Consider the following 3,182-nt stretch of genomic DNA (forward strand, 5'->3'; position numbering starts at 1 on the left):
GGTGGGAATCGGACCTGACCGGCGCGTTCGTGGGCCTGAGCAAGTCGCACGGGCGGGCCGAGATGACCCGGGCCGTCGTCGAGGGCGTCGCGCAGCAGCTCGCGCTGGTGCGGGACGCGGTGCTCGACGCGGGTGCGCAGGTGCGGGCCGTGCGCGCGACCGGGGGCGGTTTCCGCAGTCCGGTGTGGGCGGAGGCGATCTCCGCAGCGCTGGACCTCGATCTGCAGCTCGCCGAGAGCAGCGGCGGCTCCGGGCTCGGCGCGGTGCTGCTGGGCTGGCGGGCGTTGGGCGAGTTCGACTCGCTGGAGGAAGCGGGCGGGTTCGTGCACCCGGAGCGGGTGGTCTCGCCGGACCCGGCGGCCGCCGAGCTGATGACCCGCCGCAGGCCGCTGGTGGATCAGCTGCACCGGGCCCTGCGAGCGCTCGAACTCTGACCGCGGTACCGCTGTTCGGGGCGGGCGGCTGCGCCGAACGGCGGGGCGTGCTCGGGCACCCGGGTTGCGGTTGCGTGACGCTTGCGCGGCCGGGGCTGCGCGGGGCTGGCCCGCGACGGGATCGAGTTGTCACGATCTCGAACCTCGGTTCTGCCGATCGTGCACAACGTCGTGACCGCGAGGGGATTCCGCCGTGCCGAACCTGCTGGCGCAAGGCGCCGAACCAGTAGTCCCGGCCCTCAGCGCCGGGCCCGCGCTGGCCATCGCGGCCGCGTCGATCGCCGTGCTGCTCGTGCTGATCATGGCCCTGAAGATGCAGCCGCTCATCGCGCTGCTGCTGGTCAGCCTGGGCTCCGCGCTCGCGTTGCAGGTGCCGGTGGGCGAGGTGATGGACACCTTGCTCGGCGGGCTCGGCGAAACGCTCGCCGAAGTGGCGTTGCTGGTGGCGCTCGGCGCGATGCTCGGCCGGATGCTGGAGATCTCCGGCGGTGCCGCGGTGCTGGCGCGTGCGCTGGTCCGGCGGTTCGGCGAGCGGCGGGCGCCGTTCGCGCTGGGGGTGGCGGGGATGCTGTTCGGCTTCCCGATCTTCCTGGACGCCGGTGTGATCATCTTCTTGCCGATCGTGTTCTCGGTGGCGCGCAGGCTCGGCGGCTCGGTGCTGCGCTACGGGTTGCCGGTCGCGGGCGGGTTCGCCGTGATGCACGTGTTCCTGCCGCCGCACCCGGGGCCGGTGGCCGCGGCGGGACTGCTCGGTGCGGACATCGGGCTGCTGGTGCTGCTGGGCCTGGTCGTCGCGGTGCCCACCTGGTTGATCGCCGGTTACGGGTTCGGCCGGTGGGCGGGGGAACGCATCTACCTGCCGGTGCCCGAGATGTCCGTGACCGCCGAGGGCGAGCAGGACGAAGACGATCCGGCGGGCGGGCCGTCCGCGTTCACGGTGATCGCCATGCTGCTGCTGCCGCTGTTGCTGATCCTGCTCAACACCGGCCTGAGCACGCTGGCCGAAGCCGGCGTCGTCGACGACTCGGCGCAGTGGGTGCAGATCGCCACGTTGATCGGCGAGAGCCCGGTCGCGCTGGTGATCTCGGTGCTGGTCGCCTGCGTGCTGCTCGGCTTGCGCCGCGGGATGCGCGCGGCCGAGATCGAGCACCAGCTCACCGATTGCCTCGGGCCGATCGCAGCGGTGATCCTGGTGACCGGCGCGGGCGGCATGTTCGGTGCGGTGCTGGAAGCCGGGGGTGTGGGCCAGGCACTCGCTGGCGCGCTCAACGCGCTGGGCATTCCGCTGATCCTGGCCGCGTTCGTGATCGCGATGGTGATGCGGGTGGCGCAGGGTTCGGCGACGGTCGCGCTGACCACGGCGGCCGGGTTCATCGCGCCCGCCGTGCACGCCGCCCAAGGGCTCTCGCCCGCCGACGTGTGCCTGATCGTGCTCGCCATCGCGGCCGGGGCGACCGTGCTCTCGCACGTCAACGACTCCGGGTTCTGGCTGATCGGGCGGCTGCTGGGGATGGACGTGCCGACGACGCTGCGGACCTGGACGGTGCTGGAGACGCTGATCGGCCTGATCGGGTTCGCCATCACCTGGGGGCTGTCGCTGGTGCTGTGACCGGCTCGCCCGGCGGGGCCGAGATCACCGGGCGAACGTGCCGGGAGATGCCATGCTGCCCGGAGCCGCCGCTGCGGAGCCGTCCGCGCGCAACCGGGGCCGGCAGGCGAATTCCCCCGGATGAGATGCGCGACAGCGGCGTTTTTTCTTGACTCGTTCCAATCTGGCCGTGGCATACTCGAAGTGCCATGGAACCCAGCGCGACCCCGGACGACAGGCTGATCCCGGACGACGGCGAGCACGCGGCCGGTCACGAGGTGACCCGGATCCGCGAGCTGCTGCGCGAGGCCGGACTGCGGGCCACCAAACCGCGCGTGGCGGTGCTGCGGTGGTTGACCGGGAATCCGCACTCGACCGCCGAGCAGGCGGCGAGCGCGGTGCGCCGCGAACTCGGTGCGGTGTCCACGCAGGCCGTCTACGACGTGCTGCACGCGTGCAACCAAGCCGGGCTGCTGCGGCGCATCGAACCGGCCGGGCACCCCGCCCGGTTCGAGACCCGCACCGCCGACAACCACCACCACCTGGTCTGCCGGGGCTGCGGCCGGACCACGGACGTCGACTGCGTCCGCGGTGCCGCGCCGTGCCTGGCCCCGTCCACCACGGCCGGGTACGAGGTGGACGAGGCCGAGATCGTGTTCTGGGGCCGGTGCCCGGACTGCCGCCGCACGGCAACCGAACCGCTGCCCGACGGGCAGCACTGACGAAGCCACCACCACTCGGAGGGACGCTCGTGACGCCAAGGCCCACGACGACCAACGCCGGGATCCCGGTCGGCAGCGACGACCACTCGCTCACCGCCGGCCCGAACGGCCCGGTCCTGCTGCAGGACCACTACTTGATCGAGAAGAACGCGCAGTTCAACCGGGAGCGCGTGCCGGAGCGCGTGGTGCACGCCAAGGGCGGCGGCGCGTTCGGCTTCTTCGAGGTCACCGAGGACGTCAGCCAGTTCACCAAGGCCGCGGTGTTCCAGCCCGGCGCCAAGACCGAAACGCTGATCCGGTTCTCCTCGGTCGCAGGCGAGCTCGGTTCCCCCGACACCTGGCGCGACCCGCGCGGCACCGCGATCAAGTTCTACACCAGCGAGGGCAACTACGACCTCGTCGGCAACAACACGCCGGTGTTCTTCATCCGGGACGCGA

At 72.1% G+C, this 3,182-nt stretch carries 4 protein-coding genes; all 4 read left to right on the forward strand.

Annotated features, from left to right (window positions below; genetic code table 11):
- Window positions 1–434 (forward strand): FGGY-family carbohydrate kinase (locus IJH84_RS02000; RefSeq protein WP_295139572.1); only part of this gene is annotated, 434 nt, incomplete at its 5' end.
- 193 nt (window positions 435–627) lie between these two features.
- Window positions 628–2,043 (forward strand): GntP family permease, encoded by a 1,416-nt coding sequence (locus IJH84_RS02005; protein WP_295139574.1) that lies wholly within the window; start codon window positions 628–630, stop codon window positions 2,041–2,043.
- Between the two features lie 188 nt (window positions 2,044–2,231).
- Window positions 2,232–2,744 (forward strand): Fur family transcriptional regulator, encoded by a 513-nt coding sequence (locus IJH84_RS02010; RefSeq protein WP_295139576.1) that lies wholly within the window; start codon window positions 2,232–2,234, stop codon window positions 2,742–2,744.
- 29 nt (window positions 2,745–2,773) lie between these two features.
- Window positions 2,774–3,182, forward strand: a 409-nt coding sequence (locus tag IJH84_RS02015; RefSeq protein ID WP_295139578.1) for a catalase, incomplete at its 3' end; no start/stop codon positions are given.

The organism is Saccharopolyspora sp. (assembly GCF_017434145.1).
Taxonomy (GTDB): domain Bacteria; phylum Actinomycetota; class Actinomycetes; order Mycobacteriales; family Pseudonocardiaceae; genus Saccharopolyspora_C; species Saccharopolyspora_C galaxeae.